This is a genomic window from Plantactinospora sp. CNZ321, from assembly GCF_004217235.1.
In genome coordinates, this window is the sequence record NZ_SHKQ01000001.1 from 7,125,328 (window position 1) to 7,138,092 (window position 12,765).

The window sequence follows — 12,765 nt, forward strand, 5'->3', positions numbered from 1 at the left end:
GGCGGGCCGGATGCGCTGTGCGTCCCCCGGCCGGGGGCAATGGACTCAGGCCACGTCGAGGACCCGGCGTACCCGGGACAACCGTCCCGCCGCCAGGTCCGGACCGTCGATCCAGAACGAGACACCGACCAGTTCGCCCCAGGCGGTCCCCCGTTCGGCCTCCAGTGCCAACAGCAGCCGGTGACCGGCCAGTTCCGTCACCGGACTGTCGGGCCACCCCAGCAACCTGTGCCGCACGGTCGGCAGCCGGTCGCGGATCTCGGTGACCAGGCCCATCACCCGGATCGGGTCGGTCGAGAAGGCCGCCGCGAGCTCCGGCTCGGAGTAGTCGGGGGCGGCCAGCACCGGAGCGGCGACCAGCGGCAGCGCCGGGATCAGCACCGCCTCCGCCGGAGCGGCCCGGTCCGGCGCGTCGACGGGCACGTGCAGCACCGCGCAACCATCGTCACCCGGGCCCGCCCCGAAGTCGGCGTGGAACCATTCGTCGGCGAAGAAGAGCAGCGTCCCGTCCCGGGGCAGCGTCCACTCGGGACCGAGCAGCGGTGCCAGGGTGGCACAGTCGAGCCGGGCCAGCAGCGTCATCGGCCGGCCCCGGTGCCGCGGCCACGGCACCCCGTCCGGCAGTCCGGGCAGCCCGCCGTACCAGCCGGCGACCGCGCCGTCGCGGCGCCGGGCCGGAACGGCAAGCCCGATCGAGGGGCGGACCAGCGCGAGGATCTGCTCGACCAGGTCGGGATCGCCCTGCGCCCGGGGTGAGTCGGCGAGTGCGGCACGCAACGCCGCCACCGCGCGGGAAAGGTCCATGGCGTTCGAGGATGCCAGGCCGAGTGGACCGATCCCAGCCGGGCACCGCTACCCCCGGATCACCACGGCGCTACTGTCAGATCGTCGCGGCGCTACTTCCGCGTCGCCACGGCGCGGGCGAAGAAGGCCAGGTTGGCAGGGCGCTCGGCGAGCCGGCGCATCAGGTAGCCGTACCAGTCGGTGCCGTACGGCAGGTAGACGCGCACGGTGTGGCCGGCCTCGACGAGCCGGGTCTGCTCGTCCGGGCGCACCCCATAGAGGAGCTGGAACTCGAACCGGTCCGGCGTACGGTCGAACCACCGGGACCGGTCCTCGGCGATCGCGATCAACCGTGGGTCGTGGGTGGCGATCATCGGGTACCCCGGGCCGGAGAGCAGGATGTTCAGGCAGCGGACATACGATCTGTCCACCTCCCGCGCCGACTGGTACGCCACCGACTCGGGTTCGGAGTACGCCCCCTTGCACAGCCGCACCCGAGATCCCGGGGTGGCCAGGTCCCGGCAGTCCGCCTCGGTGCGCCGCAGGTACGCCTGGAGCACCGCCCCCGTACCCGGAAAGTCCTTCCGCAGCTCGGCCAGGGTGTCCAGGGTCGCGTCGGTGGTGGTGTGGTCCTCCATGTCCAGGGTGACCGTGGTGCCGGCCGCCTCGGCGGCGGCGCAGATCGCCTGCGCGTGCTCCCGGGCCAGCCGCTCGTCGAACTTCTGCCCCAGTGCCGAAAGCTTGACGCTGACCTCGGCCGGCGGGGTGAGCCCGGCCTCGGCGAGGCCGCCGAGCAGGGCCAGGTACTCGTCCCGAACGGCCGTGGCCTGGTCTCCGGTGACGGTGTCCTCGCCCAGGTGGTCGATGGAGACCGCGAGGCCGTCGGCGACGAGCTGGCGGGTGGCGCGCAGCGCGTCGTTGGTGGTGGTGCCGGCGACGAACCGGCGTACGACGTCCCGGGTGAACGGGGCCGTCTCGACGAGCCGCTCGATCCGGGATGACCGGGAGGCGGCGAGGATGACCGATCGGAGCATGAGCCGAGCGTAACGCCAGCCGCCCGCGCGTACCCGGGGACCGGAGCTCAGCAGTGGCGCGGATCGGTTACAACGATCTCGTGGAAAAATTGTCGCGACGCCGTCTCCGGTCCGCGAGCGTGCAACTGGGCGCGCTCACCGCCCTCGCCGTCACCCTCTCCGGATGCAACCAGGTCGGTGATGACGACGACTGCGACTCGCGCCGGAGTACGCCGCGGCCCCGCTCGCTCGCCCTGGCGGCGTACGCCCCGGCCACCGTGCCGGACGGCCCCACCGCCGGGTCGAGCACCGGCGGCGCGGACGTACTCCCCGAGCGGGGCGGGTTCGGCACCCACCTCGCCTCCTGCGGCGGCTGACGGTGCGCCGGGAGAGCTGCCGTCCCCGGCCGGACTGGTCGGCGACGATCCGCGCGCAGGGGCTGGTGTACGCCGACACCGAGCTGCCGGGCGGCGGCTTCATGTCGTACTGGGACGAGAGTGCCTGCTACGCCTTCGACCTCGACGAGGTGCTCCGGCTGGAGGAGGCGACCGAGGAGCTGCACCGGATGTCGGTGGCCGCCGCCGAGCATGTCGTCGCGCAGAACCGGTTCGCCGAGTTCGGCATCCCGGCCTGGGCCGCCGACGCGGTCACCCGGTCGCTGCGCGAGCAGCCGCCTACCCTGTACGGCCGGTTCGACCTCTGGTACGACGGTTCGTGGCCGCCGAAGCTGCTGGAGTACAACGCGGACACCCCGACCGCGCTGGTCGAGGCGGCGGTGATCCAGTGGTACTGGCTGGAGGAGACCCGCCCCGAGCTGGACCAGTGGAACAGCGTGCACGAGCGGCTGGTCGCGGCCTGGCAGCGGATCGGCGCCGGCCTGCACGACCCGCTGGTGCACGTCGCCTGGTCGGACGAGGAGGAGACCGGCGAGGACCAGATGACCGCCGGCTACCTCGCCGAGACCGCCCGGCAGGCGGGGCTGGAGGCCGAGCTGTTGCCGATGCTCCAGATCGGCTGGGACGGCCGCCGGTTCACCGCCCCGCCCGGCCCGGACGGGGCGAGCACGCCGATCCTCACCTGCTTCAAGCTCTATCCGTGGGAGTGGATGCTCGCCGAGCCGTACGGCCGGTCGGCCCTTGATCCGGGTACCCCGACCACCTGGATCGAGCCGGCCTGGAAGCTGCTGCTCTCCAACAAGGCGTTGCTGGCCGTGCTCTGGGAGCTCTATCCCGACCACCCCTACCTGCTGCCGGCGTACCTCGACTCGCCCCGGGGAATGACCGAGTACGTGGTCAAGCCACTGTTGGGTCGGGAGGGCGGTTCGGTGCGGATCGTCACCGGTTCCGGAGAGATCGCCAATCCGGGGATCTACGGTGACGAAGGATGGTGCTACCAACAATTCCGCGCACTACCGTCGTTTTCGGATAATCGTCTGGTGCTGGGGAGTTGGGTGGTGGCCGGCGAGGCGGCCGGTGCCGGGCTACGGGAGAGCCGGAGCCTGATCACGGACGGCTACGCGCGGTTCCTTCCCCACTACGTGGACGCGCCACGGGAGCCGTAAGTCGTCTACGGTTGTCGGGTGAACTTCGACGCGTACGCCCGGACCGGGGTCGATCTAGTCAACGCGCGACTCGACGACCTCGACGACCTGCGGGCCGTTTTCACCGATGAGCACGGCTGGATGCGCGACGAGGTGACCGAACGGGACGTCCCCGCCTTCCGCCGGGCACAAAAACGCCTGCGAGACGTCTTCGAATTCGGTTCCTCGGGACAGGACGCCGACGCCGTGACCGAACTGAACTCACTTCTGGAGAACTACCCCGTCCAGCCACGCATCTCCGGGCACGACGCCAAGGACTGGCACATGCACGTGACCAGCCGGGGCGCCTCGGTGAGTGCCGAGTTCCTGGCCGGCGCGGTCTGGGGCCTCTCGGTCTGGCTCTGCGAGTACGGCAGCTCCCGGTTCGGGGTCTGCGCCGACGACCGCTGCGGCAACGTCTATCTGGACACCTCGTCGAACTGCTGCCGCCGGTTCTGCTCGGAACGCTGCGCCACCCGGTCTCACGTGGCGGCGCACCGCGCCCGCAAGCGGGCGGCGGTGGAGGCGAAGGCACCGGTCGCGGCCGAGGTCGAGGAGAAGACGCCGGCCCCGGTCGGCTGACCGGGGCCGGTAGCGTGCCGTGCCCGGCTAACCGGCCTGGCACGGCTCGCCACTCAGGGGCAGGGGCGCCACTGCCCACCCTCCTGCTCCAACGGGACCCGCACGGCCCTGACCTCGCCGCCCGGATAGCTGACCCGTAGGTTGATCGCCGCCCTCGTGCGCCCGTTGTGGTGACCGACGTTCGTGCCGACCAGTTCGTATCCGGTCGCCTTCGGGGCGGCTTCCTGGGCCTCGATGAACTCCTGCTCGGTCATCAGGCGCCGGGTGGCGGCGCAGGTCTGCCCGTACGCGGCGGACCAGTTGCCGGCGTTCAGGTCGGCGACGTACCGGGCACCGGCGTCCTGGACCGGCCCCATCGCCGACTGGACGCTGCGGTAGATCAAAAATCCGATGGCGGTACCGCCCGCGCAGCAGATCGCCAGGACGATCGCCACGACGAGCAGAATGATCCGTTTGGCGCTGCGGCGCTTGGCAGCGGGTGGGGGCGGGGGAAACTGCGACTCGATCATGACTACCGAGGCTAGGCAGGGCCCGCCAGGGGCATCCCGGGCACAGGCTCTGCGCCTGACCCGGACGGTCCAGCTCGACACCGCATTGGACCGATATCAGTCATGATCATCACGCTGATCGCTGCCCGGATGGGCTGCTCTCGGGATCAGCGACCACCTCGGACCTGCCAACCTTTCCGGCAATCCGTTCGAGGGCGGCGAGGTCTTCCGGATCCAGCCGGTCGATGAAGTGGCGCCGCACCGACTCGACGTGGGTCGGTGCGGCGTTCTCCAGAGCTTCCAGACCTTCCGCGGTGAGCACGAGAAGGCAGCCCCTGCCGTCGGTCGGGTCCGGCGTGCGCCGCAACAGACCCCGTGCTTCCATCCGGGTCGCGTGCCGGGAGAGCCGGCTGCGCGACCAGCCCATCTTGTCGGCCTGTTCCCCCAGCATGCTGGTGTGCGCGGGACGCTCCGACAGCGTGCTCAGCACTTCGTAGTCGGGCTCGGAAAGGCCGATCGCGGCCAGGTCGTGCGCGGTGCCGGCCCGGACGGCGACCATGACGCGGAGGAAGGCCCGCCAGGCTCGCTCCTCGTCGGGGGTCAACCAGCGTACGGCCCCGGTCGACGGCTTCGTTGACATGTAATCAATCTAGCATCTAAGCTTCGTTTCCATGTCAACGAAACCGCTTCGCGTCCTCGCGCTGATCTGCAGCACCCGTCCGGGCGCCCTCGGCCCCGTCATGGGGCGATGGCTGATCGACGCGGTTACCCCGCGGGCCGCGGAACTCGGCGTCGAGCTCGTACCGGTGGCCCTCGGTGACCTGAACCTGCCGTTTCTGGACGAGGAGGAACATCCGTCGTCGGGTGTCTACCGGCACGAGCACACCCGTCGGTGGAGCGTCATCGCCGACGCGGCGGACGGTTTCATCGCGGTCACGCCGGAATACAACTACGGGATGCCGGCGACCCTGAAGAACGCGCTGGACTACCTCAACGGCGAGTGGGCATGGAAACCTATCGGCTTTGTCAGCTACGGCAACACATCGGCGGGTACCCGTTCCGTTCAGCACGCCAAGCAGGTGGTAACCACCCTGCGCATGGTCCCGTTGGGTGCCACCGTCGCGATCCGGATCGGCGATGCGGTGGCGGAGGAGGGGCGGCTGCGGCCGGACGCAGCCCGCGACGCGGCGGGTGTGGCCATGCTGGACGAGCTTGTCCGGCTCGCCCACGCCCTGCGGCCGATGCGCGAACGCGCGCGAGCCGGGACCGTATCCGCGGGGACCGTGTCCGGTCTTCTGCCAGGGGCCTACGCGAGGCGGCTGACCCCCGACGACGCTGCGGAGGTCACCGTGCTGCAGCGGTGCTGCTGGGTGGAAGAGGCTGTCGCCAATGACACCATGGCCATACCGGCACTGCACGAGTCGCTGGAGGAGGTGGGTGAGTGGCTCGGGAGCTGGCACACCACCGGCATCTGGCTCGACGGCCGGCTGCTGGGCATGGTGCGGACCCGCCGCATCGACACCGACTGGCACCTGGGTCGGCTCGCCGTCGTGCCCGACCTGCGCGGCCGAGGTCTGGGCCGGTGGCTGCTACGTACCGCCGAGGCCGCCGCCGGCCCCGAGTGTCGCCGCATCCTCCTGTGCACCGGCGCAAAGAGCCTGCGGAACATCGACCTCTACCAGAAAGAGGGCTATCGGCCGACATCACCCGCCGGAGTTGACGGAACCATCTGCCTTGCCAAGGACCTCACTGGTCGACAGTGATGACGCGCTCGGCCTCCCGCATGCCCGGCGAGCGCCGATGCGAGGCACCGTCAGGGTCTGCGCCTGCGCACTGGTGGGTTGACCCGGCGCCAGGTTGCCACCCCCGGTGTGCCGGACGGCCGGCCCCGACCAGTACGACACCCGGCTGGTGGGAATGGTCTGCGTCGCCGAGCCGGCCCCGGTGATGAACGGCGTCACCGTCACCGTCCAGGTGTTCGGGTTGATCGGCCGGCTGTCCCGCACTGTGACCATGCCGAGCCGGCGACTCAGAGTGGCGCCGGGCAGGCCGGCCCCGAGGTTGGCCGTCGCCGGGACCGTGATCGACAGTTCGGTCTGATCCGGACAACACGTCGCTGGCCGCCCGCTCATGGCTGGTGGATCGCGGTGGGCGGCGACGCACTGGCGGGTGTGCGGTCAGGTCGACCCTGACCCGGGCGGACGGTCGTCTGTGTGCTGGTGATGGATCGTGGAACTCGCCCGGCCGGTGCGGGCCAGCGGCTTGTTGCCGAGGTGCGGGTCGAACATGGCCAGGTGGGAGTAGCGCGGTGCCGGCCCTCCGCGCCACATCCGGGGCGACCGGACGCCGTACTCGAACATGGCGGCATAACCGAGGAAGCCGAGGGCCAGCACGATCAGCGCGATCTCGGAGACGGCGAGGAGCAGCGGCCAGAGCGGACCGGTCGCCGAAACGACGGCGTCGATGCCGACGCCGTAGACCAGGACGGCGACGGCCAGCAGGGCGGCGCCGAGGCCGTAGGCGACGAAACGATGCCGCCGGGTCAGCGCGGCGGAGTAGACCGTGAACACGATGACATGTCCACAGTGCCCGCACCGGATCCGCTGCTCGGCCTTGCCTCGCATGGGGCGTTTGGCGGTGAGCGCCGTTTCGCAGTACTGGATGCCGAAGCCGTCACCACCCGAGGCCACATCCAGGACATGCCCCGCTTCGAGGCGTATCCGGTCCCGGACGCGCCAGAACGCCACCCGATCCTCCCGCAGAGGTCAGACATTCACGTACGGCTATCCTGACACATTTCGACATGGATGTCCGGTGCAGCCTGAGGTTATTGATTTGGCTACATGTGGTACGGCTCTGTGCGGTTCGATGTGGATCGCGCGAGCCGACGTCCGCCGGACGGCAGGTAACGGCCCAACCGCTCGGCCGCCGCATCCGATCGGGCCTGGTCAGTTCGTGCAGGCTCCGGGGTGGTTGACGAACCGGGTGCGGCGCCGGCTGCCGGGGCCGGCGCGGGGTTCACCGATCAGGGCGTCACACCATATCCGGGTACGCGTCGACTGCTGATCCTCGGACTCGCCCACCTCGTCACTGCTCGGGCCGCTGCTGTGGACCACGGAGGGCCGAGGTTAGGGTACGGACGGGATCGACAAGAGAATCGACTCTCTGCTTCGTCCCGACGTTGTTAGCCTCTCCGGGATGACGGAGCTGGCGCGGGGCATCTACGAACGCCTCATCACCAACGAGCTCGCCGGCAAGCTCCAACACCTCGACCCCGGACTGGTCGAACGGGCCAGCCTTGACCCAGCGGATGCCCACGTCGTGCTGGCCCGGCACATCACCGGGCTGGTTCAACGAGCGCTATGCGCCGTCGGCGGTGACGAGAACGACCGACTTGCCAGACAGATCGAGATGGTCAACCGCATCGCGGAGAGGATCGCCGACCTTGAGCCACAAGCGACCGGCAACGACGACCAGCTAGCCGAGGCACACAAACAGCTGCTCACGGCCATCGCCCACCCTCCGGTTCCACCGGCGGCGCCGCACTTCCCTGTCCGGCCCACCACACCGCTGTCGACCGGCGCCCTCCTGGTCAACGGCCGGCATCAGCCACGCATCGGTCATGAGGTCAACGCAGAGATGGCCTCGGCGGACCACGTCGACCTGCTCTGCGCCTTCATCACCTGGTACGGCGTGCGCCTGCTGGAAAGATCCGTGCAAGAGTTGATTGCTCGTGGTGGTCGCCTCCGCGTCATCACCACGACATACCTCGGCGCTACTGACCAGCGTGCAGTGGATCGGCTCGCTGAGCTGGGTGCCGAGATCAAGGTGTCGTACGAGACAAAGACCACCCGGCTGCACGCCAAGGCCTGGCTCTTCCGCCGGAACAGTGGTGCCGTCACCGCTTACGTCGGCTCCTCGAACCTGTCCCGGACAGCCCTGGTCGACGGCCTGGAGTGGAACGTCCGGGTCTCCCGCCTTGAGCAGCCCCAGGTCATCGACACCTTCGATGCGACGTTCACCGACTACTGGAACGATCCGGCTTTCGAGGCGTACGACCCAGCCGTGCACGCCGATCGCCTCCGGCAAGCACTGCGGCACGAGCGCCGGCAACGGCTCCCGCGTGGTCAACGCCTGGTCGACACCGCCGAGACCGACATCGAGATCACGAACATCGACGTCCACCCGTACGGCTACCAGCGAGAGGTCCTCTCCGACCTCGAAGCCGAACGCCTGGTCCACGGTCGCCACCGCAACCTGGTGGTGATGGCCACCGGCACCGGTAAGACGGTGGTCGCCGCCCTGGATTACCGGCGTCTCTGGAACGGCCGCAAGGTCGACAGCCTGCTCTTCATCGCACATCAGGAGCAGATCCTTCGGCAGAGCCGCTCGGTCTTCCGGCAGGTCCTGCGTCAGGGCAGCTTCGGCGAGGTACTCGTCGCAGGTGAGAAGCCACGTGACTGGCGGTACGTCTTCGCCTCGATCCAATCCCTGCACCGGCTCGGCGACGAGGACCTGCCGCCCGACCGGTTCGACATGGTGATCGTTGACGAATTCCACCACGCCGAGGCACCCACGTATGGCCGCGTCCTGAAGCGGCTCGAACCCCGCGAACTCCTCGGCTTGACCGCGACTCCGGACCGGGCGGACGGCGGCGACGTGCGCCGCTGGTTCGACGGACGAACGGCGGTCGAACTGCACCTGTGGGAGGCGCTCGAACGACAACTCCTCGCACCGTTTCAATACTTCGGCCTGCACGACGACGTGGATCTGTCGATGCTGCGCTGGCGGCGCGGCCAGGGCTATGACCCGAGCGAGCTGAGCCGGCTCTACACCGGCAACCGGGCGCGGGTCTCGAAGATCCTGCGGGCGGTACGTGACAAGGTCGACGTCGCTCAGATGCGGACGCTGGGCTTCTGCGTGAGCGTTGCCCACGCCGAGTACATGGCCGAGTCGTTCAGTCGATCCGGGGTACCGTCCGCAGCCGTGACCTCGCGCCTTGATGCCGATCAGCGCAGGCGGTTGCTCGACCGGTTCCGGCGTGGCGAGTTGCGGGTCCTCTTCACCGTGGACCTGTTCAACGAGGGTGTCGACCTGCCAATGGTCGACACGATCCTGATGCTGCGCCCCACCGAGAGCGCAACCATCTTCCTTCAGCAGCTCGGTCGAGGACTGCGCCTCGACGAAGGCAAAGCCTGCCTCACCGTGCTCGATCTCATCGGCGGGCAGCACACCAACTTCCGCTTCGACCTCCGATGGCGAGCGCTGACCGGAGTCAGCCGGCGAGCGCTGACCCAAGCTGTCGCCGACGACTTCCCCCACCTGCCCAGCGGCTGTCACATCGAACTCGACCGGGTAGCGAAGGACATCATCCTGGCCAACCTCAGGGCGGCGCTGCCCAACTCGACGGCGAGCCTCACCGCCGAGCTACGGGAACTCGGGGACGTCAGCCTCGCCGATTTCCTCCGCGAGACCGGCGTGGAGCCCGATGACATCTACCGTCGCAGAAGTCTCGGCGGGTGGACCGGGCTTCGCCGTCGAGCCGGCCTGAGCCGTGGCCCTGTCGGGCCGGATGATGCCGCACTTGGCGCCGCGATCGGTCGGATGCTGCACCTGGACGACCTGGACCGGCTCGCCCTGCTTCGTCAGGTCGCCGCCGGGCGACGCCGCAGCGCCGGACGGCTCGCAGACCTGCTGCACGTCATCCTCTGGGGAAACAAGATCCCGCTTGACCGCAAAGAGGATGGATTACGGCGGCTCTGGGCGCACCCGGACCGGTGCGACGAGCTTCGTCAGCTTGCTGAGGTGTTGGAAGACCGCATCCACCGCGTCACGACCGGCCCGGTCTCGGCAACCGTCCCGCTACGAGTGCACGCTCGCTACAGCCGCGACGAGGCCTGTGCCGGTTTCGGGGTACCAAATCCAACCCAGCTCCGCGAAGGCGTGAAGTGGGTCCCGGGAGAGCAAGCCGATCTCTTTTTCGTCACCCTGCTCAAGTCTGAGCGCCACTACTCCCCCACCACCATGTACGCCGACCGCGCCATCACCGAGGAACTCTTCCAATGGGAGTCACAGAGCACTACCTCGGTAGCATCACCGACCGGACAGCGCTACATCCGCCACGTCGAGCGCGGGTCGACGGTGCATCTCTTCGTCCGGGAAACCAAGGTCCGCGACGGCGACCTGGGCGCCCCGGCGTACTTGTACGCCGGGGCGATGACCTACGACTCGCACACCGGCAGCCGGCCGATGCGGGTGCTGTGGCGGCTCGACAGACTACTCCCACCGGACCTCTATGCTGCCGCCCGGAACATCGCGGCCTGAGGATCGCCCACCTCAGCTGTGGCGGAGTCCAGCGACTGCTCGACGGCTCTCGGGTGCCGGGCCGGCCAGGATCTCGGCGGCGACCTGGGCCGCACATCCCGCCCGAGTCGGTCTTCCGGACGTCGGCCGGCGGGCCGATCAACCGCCGGGAACTACAGCAAGGGCTGCGGCAGTCGGGTGGCCTCGTCGCGCGCCTCTTCGGTGGCCCGGTTCGCCAGCCGGAACGTCGCGGTCACCCGGTGGTCGAAGCCGAGGATGGCGGCGATCGGCGACACCTCGGCCGGATCCTCCTGCCGGGCGGTCACGTCAAGCGCGTCACGCCGGACGAAGTTGCCCAGCACCTCGCCGCCGGTGGCGTTCGCGATGAAGGTCATGAACTCTGGTGGCTTCACCGAAGTCGAGTACGGGTACGTGTGCGAGGGATGTGCGTAGTGCGGTGAGGAGGTCGACGGCCCGCTGGTGGTCGGTGAGGGTGGTGGGTAGGTGGATCACCCAGTGCGGTGCGTTCACCAGTGGCCGCCGTTGCGGGGCGGCTGGTCCGGCAGCGTTCTTACCGTCCATCTTGGGCAACGGTTAGGAGCTACGGCTTCGGCTACTGACAAGGTGTGCCAGCACTGACTGGTTCGCCTCCCAGCCGTCCGGGAACCTGACCGGTACGTTCAGGTGCACCGGCTCGGTCGACGGGTGCGCGTCCAGCAGCTCCGCGATCCCCGCCCGAGCCACCACCACACACGCGTGCCGGTGCCGCGACACCAGCACGCACAACCGCCCCGCCTCCAGGTGGAACGCGGTCGCGTCCCGCCGCCCCGACAACGGATGCAGCACGATCACCACGTCGTACTCTCGCCCCTGCAACCGGTTGGCGGTGTCCACCGTGATCCCCGCCCCGGCCGCCCCGAGCCGCGCCCGGATCGCCGCCACCTGGTCCCGGTGCGCCGCCCCCACCGCGATCCGGTCGGCGGTCACCGGCGCGCCCCCGGGCGCCCGCTCCGACACCGCCACCGCCCCGCGCTCCAACACCCGCAACGCCAGCCGCGCACAGGCCGCCGCCGCCTCGCCATCCGTCCGCAACGTGTAGCGGGCCGGCAGCTCGTACAACGCCCACCCGGTGGCCGCCGCCATCTCCAGCGCGTCGTCCACCGCCCCACCACCGAACCCCGCCGCGGCGAACGACAGCGACCGCTGTTCCGCGGTCGTCCCGGCCGAGAAGCCGGTGAACGGGTAGAACGCCTCCGCCACCACCGGGGCCGCCGTCGCCGGCAGCCGCCACGACACCGGCAGCCGGTGTACCGGCAGCTCCGGGTTGTGCCGCAGCAGCGCCGCCACCGCCGACTGCATCGGGTCCCAGGTCAGCCCGGTCCACCGCTCGGTTTCCACCGTCGAGAACGGATCCAACTGCCCCGGATCACCGACGAACAGCGCCCGGTCGAACCGCCCCGCCACCCGCAGCAGCGCATCCGAGCGCATCTGGTACGCCTCGTCCACGATCGCCCACGGCCAGCGACCCTCCGGCACCAGCGCCCACTTGGCGGCCGTACCGATGATCACGGACGACGCTCCCAGGTCCGCGACCTTCGCCGCGACCCGGACCGTCGAATAGTTCCTGATCCGGTCCGTCGCCGTGTAGTCGTTAGCCGACAACCGCCCGATCGGCAGCTCCGGCCGCGCCTGCGCCAGCCGGTCGATCAGGTCGTCGACCTGCTCGTTGGTCTGCGCGATCACGATCAGCGGCTCGCCCGCCTCGGCCAGCTCCCCCGCCGCCCGCACCACCAGCGTCGACTTTCCCGCCCCGGGTGGCGAGTCGACCACCACCCCACGATGATGCCCGCCGTGCAGGTCGGCCAGCACGCCAGCGATGGCCTGCCCCGCCGCCTCGGTCGGCGATGTCTTCAGCTGCCCGGGCAATGACCCCACCTCCGCACTGACGGCTCCGGGAACAGTACCCGGAGGGTCCCGCGCCGGCAGGAGTTCGCGGAGCCACCGACACCAGCGAAAT

The 12,765-nt window shown here is 69.7% G+C and carries 14 protein-coding genes; 6 read left to right on the forward strand and 8 right to left on the reverse strand.

Annotated features, from left to right (window positions below; all coding sequences use genetic code 11):
* Nucleotides 1–45: 45 nt before the first annotated feature.
* A complete protein-coding gene (locus tag EV371_RS30950; protein WP_130465165.1) occupies nucleotides 46–804 on the reverse strand; it encodes a DUF1963 domain-containing protein in 759 nt (252 codons plus the stop codon).
* 92 nt (nucleotides 805–896) lie between these two features.
* Nucleotides 897–1,817: a proline dehydrogenase family protein gene (locus tag EV371_RS30955; protein ID WP_130465166.1), complete on the reverse strand. Its 921-nt coding sequence runs from the start codon at nucleotides 1,815–1,817 to the stop codon at nucleotides 897–899.
* Nucleotides 1,818–1,897: 80 nt separating this feature from the next.
* Here EV371_RS30955 and EV371_RS30960 point away from each other — a divergent pair, with 80 nt between their 5' ends.
* From EV371_RS30960 to EV371_RS30970, 3 genes are read left to right on the forward strand one after another with little or no spacing between them, the layout of a single operon-like run.
* A complete protein-coding gene (locus tag EV371_RS30960) occupies nucleotides 1,898–2,173 on the forward strand; it encodes a hypothetical protein (protein WP_349337892.1) in 276 nt (91 codons plus the stop codon).
* A 2-nt stretch (nucleotides 2,174–2,175) separates the two neighbouring features.
* Nucleotides 2,176–3,357 (forward strand): glutathionylspermidine synthase family protein, encoded by a 1,182-nt coding sequence (locus EV371_RS30965; RefSeq protein ID WP_130465167.1) that lies wholly within the window; start codon nucleotides 2,176–2,178, stop codon nucleotides 3,355–3,357.
* Between the two features lie 18 nt (nucleotides 3,358–3,375).
* A complete protein-coding gene (locus EV371_RS30970; RefSeq protein ID WP_130465168.1) occupies nucleotides 3,376–3,957 on the forward strand; it encodes a CGNR zinc finger domain-containing protein in 582 nt (193 codons plus the stop codon).
* A gap of 53 nt (nucleotides 3,958–4,010) precedes the next feature.
* On the opposite strand, the gene EV371_RS30975 is transcribed toward EV371_RS30970, so the two are convergent.
* Together EV371_RS30975 and EV371_RS30980 are read right to left on the reverse strand one after the other, a co-directional pair.
* Entirely contained in the window at nucleotides 4,011–4,466 is a 456-nt protein-coding gene (locus EV371_RS30975) for an Rv0361 family membrane protein (RefSeq protein WP_130465169.1), read from the reverse strand.
* A gap of 109 nt (nucleotides 4,467–4,575) precedes the next feature.
* Nucleotides 4,576–5,085, reverse strand: coding sequence for a MarR family transcriptional regulator (locus tag EV371_RS30980; RefSeq protein WP_130465170.1), 510 nt, complete (start codon nucleotides 5,083–5,085; stop codon nucleotides 4,576–4,578).
* Between the two features lie 31 nt (nucleotides 5,086–5,116).
* Here EV371_RS30980 and EV371_RS30985 point away from each other — a divergent pair, with 31 nt between their 5' ends.
* On the forward strand, nucleotides 5,117–6,208 hold the full coding sequence (locus tag EV371_RS30985; protein ID WP_130465171.1) for a GNAT family N-acetyltransferase: 1,092 nt from the start codon (nucleotides 5,117–5,119) through the stop codon (nucleotides 6,206–6,208).
* Between the two features lie 106 nt (nucleotides 6,209–6,314).
* Nucleotides 6,315–6,545 (forward strand): hypothetical protein, encoded by a 231-nt coding sequence (locus EV371_RS30990; protein ID WP_130465172.1) that lies wholly within the window; start codon nucleotides 6,315–6,317, stop codon nucleotides 6,543–6,545.
* A 77-nt stretch (nucleotides 6,546–6,622) separates the two neighbouring features.
* On the opposite strand, the gene EV371_RS30995 is transcribed toward EV371_RS30990, so the two are convergent.
* Complete coding sequence (locus EV371_RS30995; protein ID WP_130465173.1) at nucleotides 6,623–7,192, reverse strand: hypothetical protein; 570 nt, start codon at nucleotides 7,190–7,192, stop codon at nucleotides 6,623–6,625.
* A 201-nt stretch (nucleotides 7,193–7,393) separates the two neighbouring features.
* Nucleotides 7,394–7,561 (reverse strand): hypothetical protein, encoded by a 168-nt coding sequence (locus EV371_RS33635; protein WP_165436879.1) that lies wholly within the window; start codon nucleotides 7,559–7,561, stop codon nucleotides 7,394–7,396.
* 82 nt (nucleotides 7,562–7,643) lie between these two features.
* Here EV371_RS33635 and EV371_RS31000 point away from each other — a divergent pair, with 82 nt between their 5' ends.
* On the forward strand, nucleotides 7,644–10,769 hold the full coding sequence (locus EV371_RS31000) for a DUF3427 domain-containing protein (RefSeq protein WP_130465174.1): 3,126 nt from the start codon (nucleotides 7,644–7,646) through the stop codon (nucleotides 10,767–10,769).
* A 152-nt stretch (nucleotides 10,770–10,921) separates the two neighbouring features.
* On the opposite strand, the gene EV371_RS31005 is transcribed toward EV371_RS31000, so the two are convergent.
* Nucleotides 10,922–11,161, reverse strand: coding sequence for a hypothetical protein (locus tag EV371_RS31005; protein WP_130465175.1), 240 nt, complete (start codon nucleotides 11,159–11,161; stop codon nucleotides 10,922–10,924).
* Nucleotides 11,162–11,342: 181 nt separating this feature from the next.
* Entirely contained in the window at nucleotides 11,343–12,674 is a 1,332-nt protein-coding gene (locus tag EV371_RS31010) for an AAA domain-containing protein (RefSeq protein WP_486484863.1), read from the reverse strand.
* Nucleotides 12,675–12,765: the final 91 nt, after the last annotated feature.